We start from the raw sequence: 23,319 nt of genomic DNA on the forward strand, positions 1-23,319 counted from the left end.
CCGCAATCGATCTGTCACAGACCTTTACTAGCGCGCCACCAGCCGATTACGGCAAAGGGGCGATATCCGATGAAGTTTGCGTTCTCCGCGCGCCGACTGCTGGCGGCCACTGCTGTTGCACAGTTCCTGACGATCGCCTCCCCCGCGCTCGCGGCGCCGGGTGAAGAGCCGGCCGCCGATGGGGTCGCGGCCGACGCCGTGGGCGGGCAGGCGTCGAACGGCATCGCCGAGGGTTCGGACATCGTCGTCACCGGCACCAAGGCGAACGAGATCGCGCCCGTCACCGCCTCGCTCAAGACCACGCAGCCGCAGTCGATCGTCTCGCGCTCCTTCATCGAGGATTCGCTGCCCGCGACCGCCGACTTCAACCAGATCGCGCTGATCGCGCCGAGCGTCTCCAACTACGGCAACGCCAACGGCACGGGCCTCTCCGAGAGCAAGGCGCAGATCCGCGGCTTCCAGGACGGCGAATATAACGTCACCTACGATGGCGTGCCGTTCGGCGACACCAACGATCCGACGCACCATTCGAACACCTTCTTCCCCTCGAACACCGTGGAGACGCTGATCGTCGATCGCGGCCCCGGCAACGCCGCGACGCTGGGTCAGGCGACGTTCGGCGGGAACATGAACCTGTTCAGCCGCGCCACGCGCGAGGACGCCAGCTTCGAGGGCAAGGCGGCTTATGGCAGCTTCAACACCTATCTGCTGCGCGGCGTCGCGCAGACCGGCGCGATCGACAAGCTTGGCGGCACGCAAGCCGTGTTCAGCACCCAGTGGATCAAGTCCGACGGCGCGCGAACCTACAGCCCGTTCCGCTCGTGGAACATCTTCGGCAAAGTGATGGTGCCGCTGGGCGACCGTGCGCGGCTGACGTTCCTCGGCACCTATAACGTCAACCGCTTCAACCAGCCGGACAAGGACGGCGCGACGCAGGACCAGATCGCGAAATACGGCAAATATTACAGCCTGAACGACGATCCGAAGAGCCAGGGCTATTGGGGCTACAACCACACCCGCAAGACCACCGATTTCGAGATCATCAAGTTCGAGACCGATTTCGGCGAGCATTCCGGCTTCGAGAACCGAGCCTATACCTACAGCTACGACAATGAGACGCTGAGCGGCAGCGACGCCACCGCCTACGGCCATGCCACGCCCGAGGTGAACACCGTGACGCTCACCCCCGGCTCCAAGACGACGGCGCCGGGCGTGCCCGGCTACACCAAGACGAACAAATACCGGATGTACGGCGATATCGCCAAGGTCCACCTCGATTTCGGCTTCGGCACGCTGACGACCGGCGCGTGGATCGAATGGTCCGACACCTATCGCCAGCAGCGCGACGTCGATCTGGTGACGATGCTGCCCAATTACGTCGAGAAGAAGGTGACCAATCCGGCCACCGGCGCGGCCACGCCGCAGGACATCAAATTCGACCAGAACAGCAACACCAACCATACCGAGGAATTCGTCGAGCTGGAGTTGCGGCCGATCCCGAACCTGAAGATTACGCCGGGCTTCAAGCATGTCGATTTTGGCCGCAGTATCGATGCGGCCTACAACCAGACGACGCGCTACGCCCAGCGGCTGAACAGCAACTACAGCGCCAACCTGCCGTTCGCGACGATCAATTATGCGATCACCCCGGCGCTGGCGGTCTATGGGCAATATGCGCGCGGCTTCCTCGCGCCCGCGCTCAGTGTGCTCTATGTCAATATCCCCGGCCGCTCGACAGTGGAGCCGGAGAAGTCGACCAACTATCAGGCGGGCGTGGTCTATCATGGCGAGCGGCTGAGCATCGACGCGGACGTGTACAAGATCGACTTCTCGAACAAGTTCGCATCGATGACGTCGCCCATCCCCGGCGTGGGCACCGTGTGGTTCAACCAGGGCTCGGTGCAATACAAGGGCATCGAGGGCCAGATCACCTACGCCTTTCCCGGCGGCCTCGCGGTGTTCGCCAACGGCTCGCGTAACTATGCGAAGACGCAAAACGACGGCTTCATGGCGCTTCAGGTCGCCAATGCGCCGGAATGGACGGCGGCGGGCGGCGTGCTGTTCAAGCATGGCCCGATGGTCTTCTCGCTGATCGACAAATGGACCGGGCGGCAGTGGTTCACTGATCCCAGCCAGATCGCCCCTAGCGACGCGAAGTCGCTCGGCAGCTACAATTTCTACCGCAGCAACGGCTACAATAGCGCAATCCTTTCCGCACGCTACGATCTGGGCAAGATCCGCTTCGGCGTGGAGGTGAACAACCTGTTCAATTCGCAGCGCGTCACCAATATCAACACCGGCAAGACGACCGCGTCCGATCAGTATTTCTATCAGGTCGGCCGCACGGTGACGGGCGATATCACGGTGAAGTTCTGATGCTGCCGCTCCTCGCGCTACTGCTCGCGGCCGGCGAGGCGAAGCCCGCGCCGCTGCTGACGCAGGCCGATCTCGATCCGGCGCTGGTGCTCCCGCCGCCGCCCGTGCAAGGCAGCGTGCAGGCGCGCGCGGAAATGGACGAACTGCACATGGTCGAGCGTGCGCGATCGGCGGCGGAGAAGGCCGATGCGGCGCTGGATGGCGAGACGAAGAACGCCACGATCTTCGCCGTCGCGATCGGCCCGGCGTTCGACCTGAACGCGCTTCCGGCGACCAAGCGGCTGATGAAGCTGGTGCGCGCCAGCGGCAAGGATGCGTCCGATCGCGGCAAGGATGAGTTCAGGCGCCATCGCCCATGGGATATCGACACGACGCTCCAGACCTGCACGCAGGGGCGCAGCGATCCCCTGTCGAGCTATCCCAGCGGGCACACCACCATGGCCTTTTCGATGGGCGCGGTGCTCGCGCGGCTGGTCCCGGCGAAGGCGCCCGCGATCATGGCGCGCGCCGCCCGCTACGGGCAGAGCCGCGTCGTCTGCCTCCAGCATTTCCGCAGCGATGTGACGGCCGGCGAGGCGCTGGGGATGCTGGTGGCGGAACGGCTGATGGCGAAGCCCGATTTCCGCGCCGCTTATGACGCTGCGGCGGCGGAGCTGGCGGTCGCCGGGATCAGGTGAGCGCCGCACCGTAGCAGAATGGAATGGAGCGGTCGGTGAGGCCATGCATCGCCGTCGGTCGCGCACCACGTCCCGTCAGCGGCACGAAACCCGTCACGCCGAGGGTGCAGCGCTGCAATGCCCCATCCGGCTGCCTGATGCCGACGACAAGCTGTTCCTGGAAGGTGCCCGGACCTATCGGCATCACGATACGCCCGCCAACCTTGAGTTGCGCGATCAGGGGCGCAGGGATTTCAGAAGCGCCGGCGGCGACCACAATGCCGTCGAAAGGGCCGCGATCGGACGCACCTGCGAAGCCGTCGCCGGCGATCACCGTCACGTTGCGATAGCCCATCGCCGCGAGCCGCACGCGCGCCTGATCGGCCAGCGGCTTCACGATCTCGATCGACGTGACGCTCTTTGCGAGCGGCGAGAGCACCGCCGCCTGATAGCCCGAGCCGGTGCCGACATCGAGCACGTTCGCGCTCCTATCCGTCGGCAGGTCGAGCGCCGCGGTCATCAGCGCGACGATATAGGGATCGGAGATCGTCTGGTCGTAGCCGATATCCTGTGGCGCATCGACATAGGCCAATGCTCGGCCTTTCGCCTGGACGAAATCCTCTCGTGGCAATTGTCCGATCACGGCGAGTGCGCGATCCAGAGCCTGCGTCAGCGCCGACGGCGCGGACCGTCCGACCGACGCCCGGATGCGCTTCACCATCCGCGCGCGTTGCTTCGTCGGGGGCAGGTTCAGGGCGGCATACGCCGGAGGGAAGACCGTCGCGCCACTCGAGACCGGCCGCGGCATACAGCCGCATAGCAGCAGCATCGCAAATGGGATCGAGACGCGTCTCATCGGGCCAGCGGGAGGCGAAGCACCACCTCAAGCCCCGGCCGCGCGTCGCCGATCGAAAGCGAGCCGCCATGCGCGCGCGCGATCGTTTCCACGAGGTTGAGGCCGAGGCCGTGGCCGGCTGCCGAGCGTGCGCGATCCAGCCGCACGAACCGCTCGGTGATGCGTCCGCGATCTTCCGCGGGGACGCCCGGCCCGTCGTCGATCACCGCGAGCCGCGCCATGCCCGCTTCTTCGCGCACCATCAATCCGATGCGCGTGCCGGGCGGCGTGTGCGCCTGCGCGTTGTCGAGCAGGTTGATGAGCGCCTGTGCGATCAGTTCCCGGTCCCCGGGCACGATCATTCCGGGTGCGATATCGCTGGCAAGGCTGCGCCCGCCGTCGGCGATCGCCGGCGCATAGCTTTCGCATAGGTCGGCGGCGAGCGCGCTGACGTCGACCGGCACGAAGCCCTGCCGGATCTCGCCGCTGTCGACCTCGACGATCCGCAGGATCGAGGCAAACAGCGTGAGCAGAGCATCGCCCTGCTCGACGGCCTCCTCGATCGCGCGTCGCTGCGCGACAGAATCCGCTTCGTCGAGCGCCATCTCCAACCGTCCGCGCAAGCGCGCCAGCGGCGTGCGCAGGTCATGCGCGACGTCGGCCGACACCTGCCGGAGGTTCTCCAGCAGTCGGCCGATCCGCTCCAGCATCAGGTTGACGACGATGCCGAGCTGGTCGAACTCGTCTCCGCGATCCGAGACGGGAACGCGACGCGAAAGGTCTCCCTCGACGATGGCCTGCGCCGTGCCGCTCACCCGGGCGAGGCGGCGGCGCAAGTATCCCCCGAGCAGCACTGCGCCGACGGCGCCGATCACCAGAATCAGCGCGAGAGCGCCGGTGAACAGCGAGAGCACCACATGATCGATCCGCTCGAGGGCCTGTGAATCGATCCCGACAACCAGGATATGATCGCGATCGAGTACCGTGGTGAGCGCGCGCGCGGCATCGGCGCCCTCGACCGGGTCGTTGAAGATGACATTCGAATAACCGGGCTGCGGAAGCGGCAGGTCGAAGTCCCCGACGAGGCGATGGCCTTTCGCGTCGAACAGCGCATAGCCGAACGTGACGACGCCGTCCGGCGCGCGCCGCTGCCGGATCGCGTCGACCAGATCATCATAGCCCTCGTTGCGATGAACCTGGACGAGATAGGCCGTCGCCTCGGCCAGCGACACGTCCTGTTGCGCGCGGAACGCCCGGTCTGCGGCGAAATAGACCATCACCCCGAGCAGCACGACCGCGAGCGCGAACGCCCCCGAATAGACGAAGGCAATGCGATAGGCGGCGCTGCGCCGCCGGTCAGTCACCGTCGCGCATCCGGTAGCCGACGCCGCGCAACGTCTCGATCGGGTCGGTGTCGAAGCCCTCGTTGAGCTTGCTGCGCATCCGGCTCAAATGGCTCTCGACAATGTTGGTCTGCGGATCGAAGTGGAATCCCCACACCGTCTCCAGCAGCATCGCCCGCGTGACGACGCGCCCGGCGTTGCGCATCAACTGCTCGAGGATGCCGAACTCGCGCGGCGGCAACCGGATTTCGCGTCCGCCGCGCCGCACCTCGCGCCGCAGCACGTCGAGCGTCACGTCGGCGACCTGGAAGCGGGTCTGGACCTCCGACAAAGGCGGACGGCGCAGCAACGCACCGACGCGCGCCGAAAGCTCGGCCAGCGCGAACGGCTTCACCAGATAATCGTCCGCCCCAGCGCCCAGCCCCGACACGCGGTCGCCGATGCTGCCGAGGGCGGTCAGCATGATGACCGGCAACTTGACCCCGCCCGCCCGCCAACGCCGAACGATATCGAGTCCGTCCATTTCGGGCAGCATCCGATCGACGATGGCGAGATCGAAACCGTCCTCCCTGCCGGCGCGCAGCGCCTCGTCGCCGCGACCATAGACTTCCACCGCATGGCCCGCCGCACTCATCCCGCGGACCACCTGCGCTGCGGTTTCCCTATCGTCTTCGGCAAGGAGGATGCGCATCGCCGGCCCGTTCAGTCCTTGTCGCCGGGACGTTCGAATTTGTCCTCGACGATCCGGCCGGTGTTCGCATCGACCCCGATCTCGTGAATGCGGGCGCCCTGTTTGATGTCGAACGAATAGCGCCAGCCACCGCCCTCTTTCTCATATTCGCCTTTCGTGACGGTGCCGGGCGCCTTCTTCAGCGCGATCGCCCGCGCCTGCGCCATGCTCAGCTTCGCGTGGGGCGCCGCTGTCGCACCGGTGGCGGTCACCAGCAACGCGGACGTCAGAAGAACCGTGCGTAACATCGTGAACTCTCCTTCAACGACTCCATCATGGAGCCGGGGAAGGTGTAGGCCCCTGCACATTGGGCCAGCGTTGCGGCACGGTTCCATTTTCCCAACCAAGGCTCAGGAGGGCTTCACTACCAGCACATGGAAGCTGCCCGGAACGACGCGAGGCCGCGCGCCGGCCGCTGCCGGCGCCAGCTTCGCGGTCGGCAGATAGATCGCGCCCGTCAAGGGATCGAGCGCGCCGGTACGCGCGCCAACCCCGGTGCGGATCGCCGCCTTGTGCGTGACCTTCTTCGCGTCGGACAGGTCCAGCACATCGAGCACTCCGTCCTTGCCCGCCGGGATGAACGCAAGCGATCGCGCGGCGTCGAGGATAACGGCATCCGGCCCGTGCCCGATCGCGACAAGCTGGCTCAGCCGGCGCGATGCGACATCGGTGACGGCCGCCGTGCCGTTGGCGCAGGCGCTGATCAGGCGTCCATGCACAGCATCGAGCGCAAGCCCGCTCGGCTCCTCGCAACCGGTCAATTTGATCGGCGCGCCAGTCACACCCTTGTCGAGGTCCACCACCTCGATCTCGTTCCTGTCCTCATTGTTGATGAACAGGGTGCGCCCCGAGATCGCGGCGAACTCGAGGCCGGGGACGACCGAGATGGTCCGCACCACGCGATGCGCCTGCGGGTCGATCTCCGATATCGTCCCCGATACGGCATTGACGGAGAGCAGGTGCCCCGTTGCCGGATCGACCACGGCGGCGTCGGGCTTTTTCCCCACCGCCAGCGTCGCGATCTGCCGATTGGCCTTGGTGTCGAAGAAACGCACCGTCGCGTCATCGCCGCTCGTCACGGCCAGTTCGCCCGCAGCAAGAGGCACGACCGCATGACCCTTGGCGACCGGACCGAGCGCGGGCAACGGCTTGCCGGATGTGAGATCAACAACGCTCACCTCATTGCCGTGCGCGACATAGAGCCGGCGCGCCGCGCTATCGACGCTGGCGTAATCCCATGCTCCGTCGCCCGGGACAGCGATCGGGTTGCCAGCGTGATATTCCTGCGCCGACACGGCACCCGCGAGACAAAGCGAAAGCGCGGCAAGGCCACGCATGCAGATCGGGAACGACATTCGAGTCTCCTTCGGGGAGAGCATTGAATGCACCGCGCCGGGGCTTGCCAGAGTCTTTTTGCAACATTGGGAAAATACAATGTTTGTGACGAATCAAAGCTACTGCGGGGAGCGCGCCACGGCGTCGTCCTCCTTCCAACTGGTCAGGAATTGTCGCTCACGCGGTGACGACAATCCACGATCCGAATGCGGTTGGAGAAATTGCCCTTGTCGTTTCAGGTCATCCTGTTCGTGGCCCTGCTTCCCTCGCCCATGCAATCCGCGGCAACCATCCCCCCGGATACGGGAATTCGCGATGCCGTTTCGCTGGATGTCCCCTTTCCGCCGCTCCCGACACCTGATTTCAAGGCGACATCCGTAACTGATACCGCCGATCAAACGTCGGTTTCAGAAATCACCATCCCCTCCTCCGCTGGCGCCGAAAATCAGCCGGGGATAGCGACGCAGGCGACGCAGCCGGTCCAGGCAGCGCAGGGCGATATCGTGGTCGAGGCGCACCGGCGAAACGATGCGGGAGATCCACTGCACGCGCTGAACGAAAAGTCGTTCGAAGCGACACAAGCAGTTGACCGCGCCCTGGTCGCGCCCGTGGCGTTTGCGTACAAGCGGCACGTCCCGGAGCCGGTACGAGACGGCTTGCGGAATTTCCTCAAGAACCTTCGCGAGCCGATCGTGTTCGTGAACTTCCTCTTGCAGCTCAAGCCGGGGAAAGCGGCGGAAACGGCGGGCAGGTTCGCACTCAACTCGACGGTCGGCGTTGCCGGTCTCGTCGATATCGCGAAGCGGCGCCCGTTCAATCTGCCCCGGCGGCCCAACGGGTTCGCCGACACGCTCGGCTATTATGGAGTAAAGCCGGGGCCATTCTTCTTCCTGCCGCTGATCGGGCCGACAACGCTCCGCGATGCGATTGGAGGCGTCGCCGACCGCGCGCTGCTGCTTGGCGCGATCGGCGCGCCGTTCAACCGGCCAACCTATACGGTTCCGGCAACCGTGTTGGGGACGTTGGACCGGCGTATCGAGTTTGACGAGGATCTGAAGCGGATTCGCGACGACACCGCGGATCCGTATCTGTCCCGCCGCACCTTCTACCTCTGCAAGCGGCAAGCCGAAATCGACGCGCTTCACGGGCATCGCAAATCCACCGTGATCACGCGGCTACAAGCCGAGACGCATAACGACACGTCGTCTTCGGCGCGATCGCGCCTGCAATGCGACAGGTTCCTGACGCACGAAGCCGACGTCTCCGCCGATCGGGCGATCACTCAACGTTGAAGGATGGAGGTGAGCAATGGAAGAGCATTCCCGTGGCGCGCAAACTCAGGGTGATAGGGGGCTTCGGGAGGCGATCGAGACCTATCGCCAACTTCGTGACGAGCTTTCACGGGATCATCCCCTGCCCGCCGACGCCATGCCGGTCATTGTCGGACCACTGTCCGAGCTTTTCGAGCTGCTTGTCGAACAACCTGCGGGCTTTTTCGCGCGGCGAGAAGCGATGGTCAGGCGCATCCGTCAAGCGTGGAGGGAATCTGGTGCGATCCTGGATCCAGAGCGCAGCGAAGCGGTGCTCGACGCGATATCCCGCGTCCCGCGCGAGCTGTTTGTTTCCGAGGAGGCACGCGAGCTCGCCTATCTTCCGACACCCCTCTCGATCGGCCATGAGCAGACCATCTCCAGTCCGCTCGTGGTGGCGACACTCGCGCTCGCCGCCGGCTCGAACAAGAACGGATGCGTCCTCGATGTCGGGACGGGGTGCGGCTATCAGGCGGCCGTCCTTTCGCTCCTCTACAACCGGGTGGTGTCGGTCGAGATCATCCCGGAACTCGCATCTGCGGCGGCGGCACGCCTGCGCCGCCTCGGATACACCAATATCGAGGTTTTTGAGGGCGACGCGGTTACGGCAATTACCGATGCGCAGCGCTTCGATGCGGTCGTCATCGCGGCGGGATCGTCGGGTATTCCCCTCACCCTTCTCCAATCCCTGAAGATCGGCGGGCGACTCGTCGCACCGGTCGGCCCCGAGACAGGCGATGAGCAACTTGTCTGTATTTCCCGGACGAGCGAGCGCGAATTCGTCCGCGGCTCGCTCGGTCCCGCGCGCTTCGTCAGCTTGCAGGGGGTGGCAGCGCGCGCGTCCCGCCATGAAAACGGCTCGATGACCAGGCTCCCCTATTGCTTCGGCGCTCCCATCCTCACGACGCAATCCGATACCGAGTAAGGCGTCCTCTTCGCTTCAGGTGCGGCCGCATCTAGGCCATGGGCTTGAGACGCAGCGCGCGCGGTCACTCGCGACGCGCCGAGGCGATCCAGGCGCGTTCACTGAAGACGATGGATACGCGCATCGGCCAACATTGGGATTAGATTACGTTTCCTATACAATTTCCCAATGCTTCAAGAGGCGGATTGCGCCCAGCACATGCGACGATAACGGGAGAAGCGCAGCGATTGAAAATCAATCGCAATAAAGGCGCGGCTTGTTGCATGATCACCTCCTATTACGCCTGCGGTTGTCGGGCAGGACCCGCCGAATCGGCGAAAGTGAGCGAACATCCGGACCGTGAGAGTAGCCATGCGCGTCCCGCTGGTCGGTAGACTCGGCACGCGCGAGCGGCCTGCGCTGAGGCTACTCCGCGGCGGCGATCGCGGTGGGACGGCGAGCGCAACGAGCGAAGCGTTCTCACGATTGCGGAAGATCGCGCGCGCCCTTGGCGCCGACATCCATGACCTGGGCAGCACCTACGCGAGCCAGGGCGAGCTTTGCCTCCTGGGGTTGTTGGCGCTCTATCAGCGGAGCCATCCCGACCTCACATGCACAATCGACGAGCGCCTGCGAAAAGCCATCCAGGATTGCGCGATTTGTCTCAGCGGAGAGGGGCTCGAACTGGGATATAGCGCCGCGATGCGGCTGACCTCGGTCGCCAACGAGAAGCTGGTGCGCGACGTGCGCCCGATACCAAGGGAGAAGTTGCGGAGCGCGGTCGAATCACCCGTCGCCATGGCGCCCGCGCAACTTGGTCCTTCGTTCGTCACCGCGCTTGCGCTTGTCCGGAAGAAGGGACTCGCCACCGCACACGATCTTCAGCGGCTGGGCGTGCCCCGGCAGATCATCGGCCAGATGCACCGCAAGGGCCTTCTGCGGTGCCTGCGCACCGGCGTCTATTACACCACCGTCGACATGCGAGGCTGAGTGATCGCCGGCGTCGGATTGCCTAGTCCTTCAAGAAATGCGCGTAATCGCTTTTGAATCGCAATATCATATACGAATCGCGCCGTGCGCGGCTGGAGACTGTCATTGAGGAAATGGACGAAATGCTGCGCTTCGCTTGTCGCGATATGCGCCGCGACAGGGGCATGGGCGCAGGATCGACCGCCGGCGGCGCAGCCCGGCACGGCGGAAAAGCAGCTCGACGTCGATGACATCACCGTCACCGGCAAGCGAGAGACCATGAAAGCGGATATCATCCAGATCGGCGGCTTTCAGAACCAGTCCATCCTCGACACGCCGCTGTCGGTGCAGGTCATGCCGCACTCGCTGCTGGAAGCGCAGGCGGCAACCGGTCTGGCCGACGCATTGCGTAACACGCCCGGCGTCAGCCAGTTCAACACCAGCCCGCTCTCGATCAGCAACTTCATTGTCCGAGGGGTCTATGTCGAGCCACGCACGAACTACCGTCTGAACGGTTCTCTGCCGATCATCAATCTCGCGAACGTTCCCCTTGAGGACAAGGAGCGTGTCGAGGTTCTTAAAGGGGTTTCGGCGCTCTATTACGGCTTCACCTCGCCGACCGCGGTCTTCAACTTCGTGTCCCGGCGTGCCGGCCCCAATCCCCTTCTCAGCCTTACGCTGTCAGGCGATGGCCTTGGCAGCGTCACCGGGCAGGTCGATGCGAGCCGGACCTTCGGATCTGATGGCCAGTTCGGCGCGCGCTTCAACATGCTTCAGGGCCACATCGGCACGTATATCGACGGAGTGGACGGCAGGCGCAGTCTCTATTCCGGCGCCTTCGATGTGCGTGCAACCGATCGCCTGTCCTTCCGGTTCGACGTCGAGCATTATGAGCGGGACATCGGCGATGCGGGCTCGATCACAATCCCCGCGGCCGTCAACGGGGTCATCGCCCTTCCCAGGGTTCCGTCACCATCCACCCGCACATCGCCTTACGGCACCAGATATTACGGCGAAGCGACCAATGTCCTCGCCCGGGCCGACTACAAGATCGGGTCGAACTGGTCGGCCATCGTCGAAGCCGGCGTCGCCACCACAACGCGCTCCCGCACTATTTCCACTTTCACGTTCACGAACGTCGCCACCGGCGCCGGCACGCTCTCGGGCAACTATCAAGCCGGGCAGCTCTATCGGAACCGCAACCTGCGCGGAGAGCTGCGCGGGCGCCTGACGACAGGTCCGGTCGAACACAATCTGACCATCGGCTACACCTATAATTCGCAGTTGCAGACCGCGGTGCCGTCCTATGGCTTCCCGACCGGCAAGTCGGCCATCGTCCAGAATCTGTATGATCCGATTCATATCGATCTCTCCTCGATAGCCCTGAAGGCGCCAACCCGAGGCACCAACAGCACGAATATCGACAGGGGCGCCTATCTGCTGGACCGGATGGTGTGGGGGCCGGTCTCGGTCATCGCCGGCATTCGCCATGCCGACTTCTCCTATCGCCAGACAGGCGCGAACTACGACACCCGCACGAACACGCCGATGGGCGCGGTGATCGTCAAGCTCGCGCCCCGCGTCAGCCTCTACGGCACCTATATCGAAGGGCTAGAGACCAGCGGCACCGCGCCGGACACCGCGGCGAACGCCAATCAGATTCTACCGCCCTCGATGAGCAGGCAGTACGAGGCTGGCGTCAAGGCGGAGTTCGGCAATCTGCTGCTGACTGCCGATTATTTCAACATCGATCGCGCCCTGACCTATACCAACGCCGCCAATGTCTATGTCCTCGACGGACGGGCGCGCTATCGCGGTTTCGAACTGTCGGCTCAGGGACAGGTGACGCGTAACCTTACGATCGCGGCCACGTTTGGACATACCGACGCACGCCAGACGAAGACCGCAGGCGGCCTGCTCGACGGCAAAAGCGTCGAGGCCACACCGCGTTATTCCGGCTCGCTGTTCGCAGAATATAGCCCGCCCATGATCGAGGGCTTCGCGATCAACGGGGGCGTCTATTATCAAGGCAAGAGCTGGCTCGATCCGCTGAACCAGGGCACCCAATCGCCCTACGCATTGTTGAGCGCCGGCCTGCGCCAACAGTTCACGCTCGCCAACGGCAACCGCCTTACCCTGCGCCTCAACGCCGATAATCTCGCCAACAAGCGCTACTGGATGGCAGGCAATCGCCAACTGAACATCGGCGCGCCGCGAACCGTGAAATTCTCCCTCCGCTACGATCTCTAGGACACGCCTCCATGCGAAAGACCCTTGCCGCCTGCCTGCTTGCCGTCACGCTCGCCGCGCTTCCGGCGGCCTCCGCTACGGCCAACGAACCCGCATCCTCACCCGTCACGCTTTCCAGCATGGGTGACGCCGCCATGGGGTCACTGATGGACGCCCTGTTCGCCGGTTATCACGCCCGCCACGCCAATGTCGAAAAGGGGTTGTGGGTCCATCGCAGCGACACCGCATCGCCGGACGGGTTGGCGAATTACGTGGCTGATGTCGCGCCGATCGTCGGGAAGCCGGACAAGATGATGTATCGCGTCCGCTTCCAGCGCAACGGCGTGACCGTTCCCTTCATCGTCAGGATCGGATCGATCGTCCGGGATGGCGTGCCCGTGCCCTTGCAGCTCGCCGCCAACGGCGGAACCGGGCGGCCGCTTGATCCCAAGGTCGCCGATTTCCTCGGCTATGTCGTCGGCCCGGAGGGGCAGGCGATCGTGGCGAAGCTCGGCGCCACCCCGCTCGCGCCGGCGGAGGTAGAGCAGGCGCGCGCCGCCCTCGCCGCTAATCCCTATATCCAGTCGGAGGCGCCGGCCTATCGCGCGAAGGGGGAGGTCTCCGGGCCGATATCCAGCGTCGGCTCGATCCAGATGGTCGAATGGATCGACCGCGCGCTGCTGCGCTTTCAGGCGATCCATCCGGGGGTCGTGCGTGGTGCCCACTGGCGGCATCCGGGCAGCTCGGCGGCGATTTCCGGCCTGCTCGCCGACGTGTCGGATATCGCCCCGCTCGGCCGCGAGGTGTCGCGCGGGGAGAAGGACGCCTATCGCGCGCGCTTCGGAGTGGAGGGACCGACCGAAATCCGCATCGCCCACGGCGCGCGTAAGTCCGAAATCCGCACCAACGCCGTCGCGATCTACGTCAACGCCGCCAACCCGATCGCCAGCCTGTCGGTCGCGCAGCTCGACGCGATCTTCAGCGCCGTGCCGCATGCCGGCGCATCCGCCCCGATCCGTACATGGGGGGACGCGGGACTGAAGGGGGAATGGCGCGATCGCCCGATCAAGCCTTTGCTCTATGGCGATTCCGGCGCGCCCGGCTCGATCCAGCGCGAGAATTTCAAGAACGACCGCTGGGCGGAAACAGTCAGGACGCTCGACATGAAGGAAGTGTCGGCCACCGTGGCCACCGATCCAGCCGCGATCGGCTTCGGGGCGTTCGACGATTCGACGCCGGGGATACGCGTGCTGCCCCTGTCCTTCACCGGCAAAGGCCCGGCGTCCTCGGGTTCGTGGGACGATGTGATGCGCCAGCGTTATCCGCTGACCCGGCACGTCTATATCCTCGTCCGCCGGAATCCCTCGCCCCAGACGCGCGAGTTCCTCCGCTTCCTGCTCAGCCGGGAGGGACAGGAGATCGGGGTGCTGGAAGGATATGCGCCGCTGACCCGCGCCGAAGCCGAAGCCGGCTTGGCGCAGATCGACGCGCTCTGATCCCGCGCGCCTCTGTGACTTGCTGACATGACGCGGCGCATCCTGTTCCAGATCCACTGGGCGCTCGGCATCACGGCGGGCCTCGTGCTGGTGGTGATGGGCGTCACCGGCGCGATGATGTCGTTCGAGGACGAGATCATGCGGGCGATGAGCCCCGGCATCGTCACCGTCACGCCGCCGCCGGGCGCGCAACGACTATCACCCGATCGACTGGTCGAGGCCATCAGGCAGCAGCGCCCCGATCGCGGGATCGACATGCTGACGATCGCCGCCTCCCCCGGCGAGAGCGACACCGTGTTCTTCACGCGCGATCGCGGGAAAAGAGGCGGCGAGCGGCGCAGCTATGTCGATCCCTATAGCGGCCGGTTGCTGGGGCAGGCGAACGGCCAGGGTTTCTTCGATACGGTGCGCGCATTGCACCGCTGGCTGCTGCTGCCGGGAAACGGCAACGGCATCGGCCGGCAGATCACCGCGATCGCGGCGATATCGCTGATCTATTTTGCGCTGTCCGGCCTGTGGCTGCGCTGGCCGCGTCGGCCGCTCGACTGGCGGCAATGGTTCGTGCTGGATTTCAGGCGGCGCGGGCGCAGCCTCAACCGTGCACTTCATGCGGTGATCGGCACATGGCTGCTGGTCTTCTACCTGTTGAGTGGCGTCACCGGCCTGTGGTGGTCCTATGACTGGTATCGCGCCGGGGCGACCCGCCTGCTGACGGGCAAGGCTCCGGCCGAGGAAGGCGACGGTCCGGCGCGCGGAGGCAAGCGCAAGAAAGCGAAGGGCCATGCCGCACCCGCATCGCTCGCGCCGGCCTTCGCCGCGATCGTCCGCGAGACCGGGGGCCGCTTTGCGCAGGTGACGCTCCCGCTCCCCAAGAGTGACAAGCCGCTCCGAGTCCGCGTCTTGCCGCTCGACGCGCGCCACGATCGCGCGCTCGACGAATATCGCGTCATCCCCTCCACCGGCGCGATCGTCGAGCGCCGGCCGTATGCCGAACTGGGCGTCGGACCGTCGATTGCGGCGAGCATGCTGGAGGTGCATCGCGGCGCCTATTGGGGGCTGCCGGGGCGCATCCTGATGCTCCTGTCCAGCGCGGCGATGCCGCTGTTCGCGGTGACGGGCTGGCTGCTCTATCTCGACCGGCGGCGGCGGAAGCGCGAATTGCGCGCGATCGAAACGCCGGCCGCCCTCCCCCCGCGCGATCTGGAGGCGGGCGGCATCCTGATCGCCTATGCCAGCCAGACCGGCACCGCCACCCGCCTCGCCCGGCTGACGGCGGCGGGTTTCGAGGCGGCCGGTCGGGCGGTGTCGCTCCAGCCCCTGTCGGCCGTGTCGGCGGAGGATCTGGCGAAGGCCGGCGAGGCGCTCGTCATCGCGAGCACCTATGGCGACGGCGAGCCGCCCGACACCGCCCGCGCCGTGCCGCGCAACCTGTCGCGCGCCGCACCTGCCGGGCTGGAGGGGCTATCCTATGCGGTGCTGGCGCTCGGCGACCGCACCTATGATGATTTCTGCGCGTTCGGCCGCCAGATCGATCAGGCGCTGCACGCCGCCGGGGCGCAACGCCTGTTCGACCGGATCGAGGTCGATCGCGAGGATGCCGCCGCGCTCAGGCATTGGCAGCAGCAGACGATCGGCATCGGCGCAACCTTCGACGAGGCGGACTGGATTCCGGCGGCCTATGCCCCTTGGCGGTTGGCGGAACGCCGATGCCTCAACCCCGGCGGCCCCGGCGACGCGGCGTGGCATATCGCGCTGGAGCCGGTGAGCGAAACGCCCACATGGCAGCCGGGCGATATCGCCGAAGTGGTGCCTGAGGAGGATGCGGCCGGGATCGCGCACGCACCCGTCCACCATCGCGAATATTCGATCGCGTCGCTTCCGTCGTCAGGCCGGATCGAGCTGATCGTGCGCTTGCGCCGCCATGCGGACGGCACGCCGGGGCTCGGCTCCGGCTGGCTCACCGAAACGGCGCGGATCGGCGCGGTCTTCCCCGCGCGCATTCGCGAGAACCCCTCCTTCCGGCCCGATCCCGAGGACGGCCCCGTCATCCTGATCGGCAGCGGCACCGGGCTGGCCGGTCTGCTCGCGCACCTGCGCGATCGCGCCGCGCGCGGGGTGAAGGATGCGTGGCTGATCTTCGGCGAGCGCAGCCGCGCGCACGATTTCTTCCACCGCGACGAGATCGAGGCGATGCGCGCCGACGGCACGCTGGCGCGGCTCGACCTCGCCTTCTCGCGCGATCAGCAGGAGCGGCTCTACGTGCAGCACAGGATCGACGCCGCTGCGGACGATATCAGCGAGTGGGTGGGTCGCGGCGCGGCGATCCTCGTCTGCGGCGGGCTCGCCTCGATGGCCCCGGCGGTCGATCACGCGCTGCGCCGCATCCTGGGCGATGAGCAGGCGGAAGAGATGGCGCGATCGGGACGATATCGGCGCGACATCTACTGAAGCCGTTGCCAAGGCCGCGTCGGCGTCGGCTACTCACGGCGACAGAATATCACCACCGCTGCCGCGGCGATCGGCATTTCGAGGAGAAGCGGGTCGTAAGCCGGACAGGCGGGAACCGGGAAATCACGATGTTGCGCCACCGCAATCGCGATGATATAATGTATCATTGATTATTGCGAAAGGACGACGTGATGAAGGTCGCAGCGGGTTCGACGCTGGTTCTGCTTTCCGTGGTGACCGCAATCCCGGCGATCGCCATGACAAGGGACGATGCCCGGATGAACCTGGGCGGTGCGGCGGCGATCGCCGATCCCGACGCGCATCTGGACCGGCTCGCGGCCGCCGCATCCGGCAACGACCTCGGTCATAGCAAGCCGCAAAAGAGCGTCCGCAACCTGCTGCGCGACGATCCCTATCTCCGCGCCGCGTTCGGGTGGATCGACAACAAATAGCCCGCGCTCGATCGCCGGGTTGCCTTCACACAGAGTAGCAATATGACCCTTCCCCTTCCCGTCACCGTGCTGTCCGGCTTCCTCGGCGCGGGCAAGACGACGCTGCTCAACCACATCCTCGCCAATGGCGAGGGGCGGCGCGTGGCGGTGATCGTCAACGATATGTCCGAGGTGAACATCGACGCGGACCTCGTGCGCGGCGGCGACGCGGCCTTTTCCCGCAGTGAGGAGACATTGGTCGAGATGACCAACGGCTGCATCTGCTGCACCTTGCGCGACGACCTGCTGCGGGAGGTGCGTGCACTCGCCGAGGCTGGGCGGTTCGATTATCTGGTGATCGAGAGCACCGGCATCTCCGAGCCGCTGCCGGTCGCCAGCACCTTTTCCTTCCGTGACGAGGCAGGCGCGTCGCTGGGCGATGTCACGCGGCTCGACACGATGGTCACGGTGGTCGATGCGATCAACCTGCTCAGGGACTATTCGAGCCGGGACTTCCTTGCCGATCGCGGGGAATCCCTCGGCGAGGATGACGAACGCAGCCTCGTCGGCCTGCTGGTCGAGCAGATCGAATTCGCCGATGTCGTGGTGGTCAACAAGGCGTCGTCGGTCTCGCCCGACCAGCTCGCCGTGGTGAAGAAGCTCGTCGCCAGCCTCAACGCCGATGCGCGGATCGTCACTTGCGATCAGGGAAGGGTCGCGCCCGATGCGATCCTCGACACCGGGCTGTTCGACGAGGCGAAGGCGGCGCAGCATCCGTTATGGGCCAAGGAGCTCTACGGCTATGCCAGCCACCAGCCCGAGACGGAGGAATATGGCATCGAGAGCTTCGTCTATCGCGCCCGCCGCCCATTCGACCCCGTGAAGCTCCATCGTTTCCTGACCACCGACGGGCTCGATCACGTCGTGCGCGCCAAGGGCCATTTCTGGCTCGCGACGCGGCCCGACTGGGTCGGCGAGCTGGCGGTGGCGGGCAGCCAGACGATGACCGCGCGGATGGGCCGCTGGTGGGCAAGCATCCCGAAACACCATTGGCCCGACGATGACCGCTTCGAGCGTTTTGTGGCGCATCACTGGGACGATCCATGGGGCGACCGGCGGCAGGAGCTGGTGTTCATCGGCATCGGCATGGACAAGGGCCGCCTCCGCGATGGCCTGGATGCGTGTCTGCTGCCGGCCGAAGCCCTCACTCCCGAGGCATGGGCCGCCCTGCCCGATCCCTTCCCGCTGTGGGGCGAGCCGGCGATGGCGGTCGCGGAATGAGCGTCGCGGCACTGGAGGCGGGCTTGGTGGCCGAGGGGCGCGATGCCGCGATCCTGAACCAGATCATCGAGGATACCACGCACCTCGCGATCTGGCATCGCGCGGCCACACCGGGCCTCGACGGGATCGGTGCGCTGGACTGGAACGCGATCGACGACCTCGATTTCTCCACGCCGGTCGCGGAACTGGACGGCGAGATCGCCGAAGGACTGGCCGAGGCAGGTTATCCGGCGGCGCTGTGCCCCGCGCTGCGGGACGAGATCGCGATGCTCGCGCGCCGCTTCGCCGCAATCATGGCGTGCGACGCAGTGACGATCCGGCTGGAGATCATCGAAACCGATGCCTGCCGCCGATTCCATACGGACAACGTCGCTGCGCGCCTGCTGACCACATTGCACGGCCCGACCACTCAATGGATCGTCGCGGATGCGCCCGACACGATCCGCCAGTTGCCCGCTTATGGGGTCGCCGTGTTCAAGGGACGGCGACTGGCGGAGCGGCCGGAAATCCTCCATCGCTCCCCGCCGATCGCCGGCACGGGCGACACCCGGCTACTGCTCGTCATCGACCCGTTCGATCCCGCCGCCGATGAGGCCCGCGTTCCTTGAGCACGATATGGCCGCTCCTTTCCGGATCGATCGCCGGGCTGGCGACCTATGCCGGCGGCCTGCTGGCGATGCGGCTGAGCCGCCATCGCCTGCTGATCTTCGGCCTCACCGCCGGGCTGCTGATCGGCCTGTCGCTGTTCCATCTCCTGCCCGAAACGTTGCATTCAGGCGACCTTTCCCGCCCCCGGGCATGGGCGGCGATGACGGCGGGCTTCCTCGCCTTCGCGGGCCTGCACCGGATACCGTCCGGCGCGTTGTTCGGGCGGCTCTCGATGCTGCTCCACAGCCTGATGGACGGGCTGGGCATCGGGCTGGCGTTCCACGCCTCGTCCTCGGCCGGATGGGCCGTCACGGCCGCGATCCTCGCCCATAAGCTGGCGGACGGGGCGAACATGGTTGGCCTGGCCATGGCCTCCAGCGCCGCGCACGCCACGCATCGCTGGCTACTGGCGAGCGCCCTCGCGCCGGTGCTCGGCGCCTGCCTCGGCGCGTGGATGCCGGTCGGGCAGCAGAATCTCGCGCTGATGCTGGCGCTGTTCGCGGGCGGGTTTCTCTATCTCGGGGCCTGCGAGTTGCTGCCCCGCAGCCGGATCACGGCGAACAGGCCGGGCGGCGCGCTCGCCGCTCTGGCAGGACTGGCGATCATGGCGGGCGTCATGCACTTCCTCCACCAGGACAGGGAGGTCAGCGCCCGCGATCCCCGCCCGCCGGCGCCTGTTGCTCCTCACAAGCGCCATCCGATAGCTTGAGGCATCCCTCTTTGTCCTCCGGACCACCCATCGCCGTCACGATGCCGGCATGCGGGCCGACCACCGCGTTCAGCGCGAGGCGCTCGTCGCCCGGCGCCATGAAGGGCAGCGGATTGATCGCCTGACCCGCCACGCGGATCTCGTAATGGAGATGGCTGCCGCTAGAGCGGCCACTGGACCCGACCATGCCGATGGTCTCACCGCGCCGGACCCGTTGCCCCGCCTTGACCAATATCCGGGACAAATGTCCGTAGCGGGTCTCGATGCCGGCGCCATGCATCAGGATCACCACATTGCCGTAGCCGGCAGCCGGTTCGGCCCGGGTGACGATCGCGTCGCCGGTCGCATGGACGGGCGTGCCTGTTGGCGCGGCCAGGTCGACCCCGGCGTGGAAGCTCCTCTCTCCATGGAAAGGGTCCGCGCGAACACCAAACGGGGAGGTGTAGCGGAAGCTCTCGATCGGGCGCTCGAGCGGGATCGACACCGGCGGCTGCGATCCACGATCGCCCCCGGATGTCCATGCATCCAGCAGCGGCCTGAAATTGGCAGCCGGCAGGGACCGCCTGGACATTTCCGTTGGCGGCGCGGCGAACGCCGGGGTGCCCACCACCGCGCCAAGGCAAAGCATCAGCCGCAATCCACCAGCGATGGCGGCTCGCCTCCCCTTTTTCCCCATTCCATTTCTCCCACCCGCAGACGATCAGAAACGAATGGCGTGTTTCACAGGATATGATATCTCATGTCGATAAGAAGTGCCCCGGTTGCGGCGAACGATCGATCGGGCAAGTTCGTGTTTGAAATGATCGCCGCCCGGGCGTGTCCCGCGAGCCGGTCCGAACCTCCGAATGCCGGACCGCTTAACGCGCGTTGATCTTATTCAGTATTACCCTACTTCAAACTGTCACGAACATTACCTTACCACAATCTACATTATATTTATTCAATGAAAGATCGAAAGCGAACAATTTCGCAATACTGTCATCCAGCATCGTCATCGAACCCCGCACATGAGCAACGCCGAGTCATCGGTAAAAAATCGCGGGGGTTCCGGTCGACCATGCGAATCCGTTTGATGCTGACTACCGCCATCCTGACTGTCATCGCCGTGCCGGCGTTCGCGGAGGATCGGGATAACCATGACGACCCCCAGCATGGGCAGGATATCGTGGTATCCGCACGCCGGGCCGATACCGCGAGAACCGAGCAGCAGCAGGCCCCCAACCTCGTCAACATCCAGCCGGCCGAAACTATCGCCAAATATCCCGACGTGAATGCGGCCGAGGCCCTTAGCCGTGTCCCTGGCGTTGCGCTGTCGATCGACACGGGCGAAGGACGCTTCGTCAACATCCGCGGTCTCGACGGCAACCTGAATGGGGCGACGTTCGGTGGCGTGGTACTGCTCAACACCCAGCCGGGCGGCACCTATTTCAACGCGGCCGGCCGCGCCGTCGAGTTCGATACGGTGCCGATTGGCGCGATCGACCGGATCGTCGTGATCAAGACGGGGCTGCCCGACCACGACGCCGAGGGACTTGGCGGCTCAATCGAGCTTTCTCCCCGCTCGGCGGTCGGTATCAAACGCCCCTTCGCGGAAATCACGCTTGGCGGCGGTCTTGAGACCTTCGCCAATACCGGCCTCTATCGCGATGAGGTCGTCGTAGGCGCGCCCTTCGGGGGAACGAACGCCAGCGGCAATTCGAACTTCTCGTTCGTGGCGACCCAGTTCCTCTACAATGACCGCCGCACTTTCGATGACCTCGAGGCGGCCTATTTCAACAACCAGCCTGTTACGCCGGACAAGGCGTTCGACGCGCTCGAGATGCGCAAATACCAATATGACCGCAAGCGCTTCGGCTATAGCGGCGAGCTCGATTTCACGCCCAGCGACAACCACCGCATCTACGCGCGCGCCAGCATCGCGGGCTATAATGAAAGCGCCCGGCGCAATCGCCTGGAGATTGACGGACTGGGTGATCCGGTCACGGTCGATCCCGCCAACGCCAACGGACTGATTGCGAGCAACGCTTCAACCGTGAAGACATTGCGCCATTACGACGAGACGCACCGGAATATGGTGTTCCAGCTCGGCGGCGAACACCATTTCGGCGAGACGGTCTTCGACTGGTTCGGCGCCTATTCGCGGGCTTCCTACGACAAGCACTACGATTACAATACGACCTTTGCCGGCCCGGGCGGACTGACCGTCGGCTATGACAACGCGACCGATCCGAACCACCCTGCGGTCACGGTCACCGGCCCCAGCGTCACCGATTCCGCGAATTACACGCTCGCGTCCATCAGCAACGTTCGCGAGCCGGACCGCGACCGCGAATGGTCCTATGCCGCCAATCTCGCGACTCCGCTGCGTCTCCTCGACAATGACGAGATCAGGATCGGCGGCAAGCTGCGCTATCGTCGCAAATATGCGTCGCAGCAGAATTTCACCTACAGCTATAACGGGCCGCCAGTCGGGCTTTCGCAATTCTCCAACGGCACCGTCGTCGACAACTTCTACGGCGGCCGCTACGCGATCGGCGCGCTGCTGGACCCCAGGAAGCTCGAGGATTTCCTTTCCGCCAACCCCGGCCTTTTCACGCGCAACCTCGCACGCGATCTCGCCACCGACGCGCGCGGCTCCTTCGACGACACCGAGAATGTGAGCGCGGGCTACGTCCAGTACAAGGGAGACATCGGCAGTCTCGGCGTTCTGGCCGGCATCCGGGTCGAACATACGCACGCAATCTACCGCGGGATGTCGCAGCTCACCGCAGCGAACGGCGATATCAACTATGCGCCGGCATCGGTGACGCATGACTACACCAATGTCTTTCCGACCTTACAGTTGCGATACGCGATCCAGCCGCAGTTCATCCTCCGTGCAACCTATTCGACCGGTATCGCGCGGCCCGGCTTCTACCAGACCCTTCAGTCGTCGCGAGTCGACCTAGGCGGCGGTGTGGTCACGACCGGCAATCCCGATCTCAAGCCGACCTATGGGCATAATTTCGACCTTTCGTTCGAATATTATCTTCCCGGCAACGGGATCGTCTCGCTTGGCTTCTTCGACAAGGAGTTCCGCAACTACATTGTCGCGCGGTCGATACATGGCAGCTATCCTGGCATCAGCGGGATCGCCGTCCTCGACACCTTCGACAACGTCCGCGCCGCCGCGCGCGGCATCGAATTCGGGCTCAACTACAAGCCCGCGATCTTCCGCGGCTTCGGCGTGGAAGCCAACGCTGCCTATGTGGACAGCGCGGCGCAGGTCCGTGACGGCGAAACCGTGCCGTTGCCCGGCACATTCGAATATAGCGCCAATGCCGCGCTGTTCTATGAAGCCGGCCGGATCAAGGTGCGCGTCGCAGGACAATATGAAGCTCCCGCCCTGTTCGGTGTGGGCGGCACGCGCGCGACCGACATCTTCCAGGACAAGCGCCTGACGCTCGACATCAACGGCAGCTACGACCTGACGAAGCGCGTCAGCCTCTATGTGAACGCAAAGAACCTGACGAACGCGCCGCTTCGCTTCTATGAAGGCAGCAGCAATCGGCCGGTGCAGCGGGAATATTACGACATGACGCTGGAGGGCGGCGTAAAGATACGCCTTTAGGACCCCGAA

Annotated in this window: 19 protein-coding genes; 13 read left to right on the forward strand and 6 right to left on the reverse strand. The window is 65.3% G+C overall.

What is annotated here, in order from left to right; translation table 11 throughout:
- Nucleotides 1–69 precede the first annotated feature (69 nt).
- Nucleotides 70–2,376: a TonB-dependent receptor gene (locus Q0316_RS06330; protein WP_298670696.1), complete on the forward strand. Its 2,307-nt coding sequence runs from the start codon at nt 70–72 to the stop codon at nt 2,374–2,376.
- Nucleotides 2,376–3,053: a phosphatase PAP2 family protein gene (locus Q0316_RS06335; protein ID WP_298670697.1), complete on the forward strand. Its 678-nt coding sequence runs from the start codon at nt 2,376–2,378 to the stop codon at nt 3,051–3,053. The genes Q0316_RS06330 and Q0316_RS06335 overlap by 1 nt, the downstream gene beginning before the upstream one ends.
- Here Q0316_RS06335 and pcm read toward each other — a convergent pair.
- From pcm to Q0316_RS06360, 5 genes are all read right to left on the reverse strand, one after another.
- Nucleotides 3,046–3,840 (reverse strand): protein-L-isoaspartate O-methyltransferase, encoded by a 795-nt coding sequence (pcm, locus tag Q0316_RS06340; RefSeq protein ID WP_298670698.1) that lies wholly within the window; start codon nt 3,838–3,840, stop codon nt 3,046–3,048. The two genes, Q0316_RS06335 and pcm, sit on opposite strands and share 8 nt — an antisense overlap.
- 44 nt (nt 3,841–3,884) lie before the next feature.
- Nucleotides 3,885–5,231 (reverse strand): ATP-binding protein, encoded by a 1,347-nt coding sequence (locus Q0316_RS06345; RefSeq protein ID WP_298670699.1) that lies wholly within the window; start codon nt 5,229–5,231, stop codon nt 3,885–3,887.
- Nucleotides 5,224–5,901, reverse strand: coding sequence for a response regulator transcription factor (locus Q0316_RS06350; protein ID WP_298670700.1), 678 nt, complete (start codon nt 5,899–5,901; stop codon nt 5,224–5,226). Before Q0316_RS06350 ends, Q0316_RS06345 begins: the two co-directional genes overlap by 8 nt.
- Before the next feature lie 11 nt (nt 5,902–5,912).
- Nucleotides 5,913–6,152, reverse strand: coding sequence for a PepSY domain-containing protein (locus Q0316_RS06355; protein WP_298670894.1), 240 nt, complete (start codon nt 6,150–6,152; stop codon nt 5,913–5,915).
- Between the two features lie 138 nt (nt 6,153–6,290).
- Nucleotides 6,291–7,295 carry a hypothetical protein gene (locus Q0316_RS06360; RefSeq protein WP_298670701.1) on the reverse strand — a complete coding sequence of 335 codons (1,005 nt, stop codon included), beginning with the start codon at nt 7,293–7,295 and terminating at the stop codon, nt 6,291–6,293.
- 186 nt (nt 7,296–7,481) lie between these two features.
- On the opposite strand from Q0316_RS06360, the gene Q0316_RS06365 reads away from it, so the two are divergent.
- The 10 genes from Q0316_RS06365 to Q0316_RS06410 all read left to right on the forward strand — a co-directional run bounded on the left by Q0316_RS06365 (nt 7,482) and on the right by Q0316_RS06410 (nt 19,700).
- The gene (locus Q0316_RS06365; protein WP_298670702.1) at nt 7,482–8,567 is read left to right on the forward strand and encodes a VacJ family lipoprotein; all 1,086 of its coding nucleotides are present in this window, start codon (nt 7,482–7,484) and stop codon (nt 8,565–8,567) included.
- Between the two features lie 16 nt (nt 8,568–8,583).
- The gene (locus tag Q0316_RS06370; protein ID WP_298670703.1) at nt 8,584–9,510 is read left to right on the forward strand and encodes a protein-L-isoaspartate O-methyltransferase; all 927 of its coding nucleotides are present in this window, start codon (nt 8,584–8,586) and stop codon (nt 9,508–9,510) included.
- Between the two features lie 465 nt (nt 9,511–9,975).
- A complete protein-coding gene (locus Q0316_RS06375) occupies nt 9,976–10,479 on the forward strand; it encodes a hypothetical protein (RefSeq protein WP_298670704.1) in 504 nt (167 codons plus the stop codon).
- A gap of 105 nt (nt 10,480–10,584) precedes the next feature.
- The gene (locus tag Q0316_RS06380; protein WP_298670705.1) at nt 10,585–12,708 is read left to right on the forward strand and encodes a TonB-dependent siderophore receptor; all 2,124 of its coding nucleotides are present in this window, start codon (nt 10,585–10,587) and stop codon (nt 12,706–12,708) included.
- An 11-nt stretch (nt 12,709–12,719) separates the two neighbouring features.
- The gene (locus Q0316_RS06385; RefSeq protein ID WP_298670706.1) at nt 12,720–14,183 is read left to right on the forward strand and encodes a substrate-binding domain-containing protein; all 1,464 of its coding nucleotides are present in this window, start codon (nt 12,720–12,722) and stop codon (nt 14,181–14,183) included.
- A 27-nt stretch (nt 14,184–14,210) separates the two neighbouring features.
- A complete protein-coding gene (locus Q0316_RS06390) occupies nt 14,211–16,631 on the forward strand; it encodes a sulfite reductase flavoprotein subunit alpha (RefSeq protein ID WP_298670707.1) in 2,421 nt (806 codons plus the stop codon).
- Nucleotides 16,632–16,822: 191 nt separating this feature from the next.
- Nucleotides 16,823–17,083 carry a hypothetical protein gene (locus tag Q0316_RS06395; protein WP_298670708.1) on the forward strand — a complete coding sequence of 87 codons (261 nt, stop codon included), beginning with the start codon at nt 16,823–16,825 and terminating at the stop codon, nt 17,081–17,083.
- 42 nt (nt 17,084–17,125) lie between these two features.
- Nucleotides 17,126–18,343: a GTP-binding protein gene (locus tag Q0316_RS06400; protein ID WP_298670709.1), complete on the forward strand. Its 1,218-nt coding sequence runs from the start codon at nt 17,126–17,128 to the stop codon at nt 18,341–18,343.
- Nucleotides 18,340–18,951 carry a DUF1826 domain-containing protein gene (locus tag Q0316_RS06405; protein WP_298670710.1) on the forward strand — a complete coding sequence of 204 codons (612 nt, stop codon included), beginning with the start codon at nt 18,340–18,342 and terminating at the stop codon, nt 18,949–18,951. The genes Q0316_RS06400 and Q0316_RS06405 overlap by 4 nt, the downstream gene beginning before the upstream one ends.
- Nucleotides 18,948–19,700 carry a ZIP family metal transporter gene (locus Q0316_RS06410; protein ID WP_298670711.1) on the forward strand — a complete coding sequence of 251 codons (753 nt, stop codon included), beginning with the start codon at nt 18,948–18,950 and terminating at the stop codon, nt 19,698–19,700. Before Q0316_RS06405 ends, Q0316_RS06410 begins: the two co-directional genes overlap by 4 nt.
- Here Q0316_RS06410 and Q0316_RS06415 read toward each other — a convergent pair.
- Nucleotides 19,636–20,307 carry a M23 family metallopeptidase gene (locus tag Q0316_RS06415; protein ID WP_298670712.1) on the reverse strand — a complete coding sequence of 224 codons (672 nt, stop codon included), beginning with the start codon at nt 20,305–20,307 and terminating at the stop codon, nt 19,636–19,638. The two genes, Q0316_RS06410 and Q0316_RS06415, sit on opposite strands and share 65 nt — an antisense overlap.
- A gap of 336 nt (nt 20,308–20,643) precedes the next feature.
- Between Q0316_RS06415 and Q0316_RS06420 the strand changes: the two genes are divergently transcribed.
- Nucleotides 20,644–23,310 (forward strand): TonB-dependent receptor, encoded by a 2,667-nt coding sequence (locus tag Q0316_RS06420; RefSeq protein WP_298670713.1) that lies wholly within the window; start codon nt 20,644–20,646, stop codon nt 23,308–23,310.
- The last annotated feature ends 9 nt before the right edge of the window (nt 23,311–23,319 follow it).

This window comes from uncultured Sphingomonas sp., from assembly GCF_937871615.1.
Classification (GTDB): Bacteria; Pseudomonadota; Alphaproteobacteria; order Sphingomonadales; family Sphingomonadaceae; genus Sphingomonas.